This window comes from Aeromicrobium sp. PFPM2_SD2 (assembly GCF_057364525.1).
In genome coordinates, this window is record NZ_JBNFNZ010000531.1 from 1 (window position 1) to 1,548 (window position 1,548).

Consider the following 1,548-nt stretch of genomic DNA (forward strand, 5'->3'; position numbering starts at 1 on the left):
TGTCCGCGTCCGCCTCGACGTCCGCGGCCACCGACGCCACGGTGCGGCTCGAGCGCTCGCCGGCCGGCGCCGGCACCTGGACGACGGTCTGCGGCCCGCTGAGCGCGCCGTACACCTGCACCTGGGCCACGACGGGCGTCGCCAACGGCTCCTACGACCTGCGCGCGGTCCTGGTCAGCGGCACCACGGTGCTCGCGACGTCCGGCACCGAGCGCGTGCTGGTCGACAACGCGGCCCCGTCCGTGACGCTGACGAACCCGGGCACGCCGCTGTCGGGCACCCGCACCTTCGCCACCACGGCCACCGACGCCCACTCCGGCGTGGCCGAGGTCGCGGTGCAGTACTCCAGCGGCACGACCTGGACGACGTTGTGCACGGCGACCGCCGCCCCCTGGAGCTGCACCGGCGACACCCGCACGATCCCGAACGGCACCTACTCCTTCCGCGCCGTGGCCACCGACGTCGCCGGCAACACCGCGACCTCCGCCGCGGTCACCGGACGCGCCGTGAGCAACGTCGTCTCCACCGTCGTGCTGGCCGACCCGGGCGCGAACCTGCGCGGCACGGTGACGCTCACCGCGACCGCCACCTCGACCGGCACGATCGCCAAGGTCGTCGTCCAGCGCTCGCCGGCCGGCGCCGGCACCTGGACCGACGTCTGCACCGACACGACCGCCCCGTACTCCTGCGCGCTCGACACCACGCGGCTCGCCGAGGGCGCCTACGACTTCCGCGCCGTGCTCACCGACACCCAGGGCGGCACCGTGACCTCCGCCGTCGTCGCCGACCGCACGGTCGACAACGTCCCGCCCCGGGGCTACGACGTCCAGACGACCAACGGCGGCGCGCCCGGCCGCATCGACGCCGGCGACACCATGTCGTTCACCTTCAGCGAGCGGATCGACCTGGGCAGCGTCCTGGCCGGCTGGGACGGCTCCGCGGTCGCGGTGCAGGGCCGGGTCACGGACGACTGGGGCTTCCGCAACAACACCTTCCAGGTGGTCGGCCGGTCCGCGACGGTCCGGCTCGGCTCGGTCCAGCTGAACGAGGACTTCACGATCCTGTTCGCCAACACGGTGAACGGGACGCTGACGGCCGAGACCGTGACCGTGGACGGCGTCGCGCGCACCGTCGTGACCGTGCGGATCGAGAGCTCCGGCGGGTTCGGCATGACCACCGTCGACACCGCCGCGGCGATGGAGTGGACGCCCGCGTCCGGCGTCACCGACCTGGCCGGCAACCCGATCGACACCGCCGTCGTCACCGAGCGCGGCTCGCTGGACCGGGACTTCTGATGCGCGTCCCGCACACCGTGCTCAGCCGCGTGGCCGTCGTCGCCCTGTGCGTGGTCGGCGCGGCACTGGCCGAGCTCGGCGCCACGAGCGTCGAGCTGCCCTACCTCGTGCTGCCGGTCACCGCGGCCGCGGTCGTCACCGTCGGGTCGGCGTACAAGATGGCGCGCGACAACTGCTTCGAGTCGCGGCTCGTCTCGTGGCTGACGACGCTCGCCGCGCTGGGCGGCGCCGTCGCGGCGGCGACGGTCGGGCT

Annotated in this window: 2 protein-coding genes; both read left to right on the forward strand. The window is 74.2% G+C overall.

Annotated features, from left to right (window positions below):
* Positions 1-1,295, forward strand: a 1,295-nt coding sequence (locus tag AC2W7G_RS15970; protein WP_485869302.1) for an Ig-like domain-containing protein, incomplete at its 5' end; no start/stop codon positions are given.
* Positions 1,295-1,548: hypothetical protein (locus AC2W7G_RS15975; RefSeq protein ID WP_485869303.1), on the forward strand; the 254-nt coding region annotated here is incomplete at its 3' end. The genes AC2W7G_RS15970 and AC2W7G_RS15975, both read left to right, overlap by 1 nt.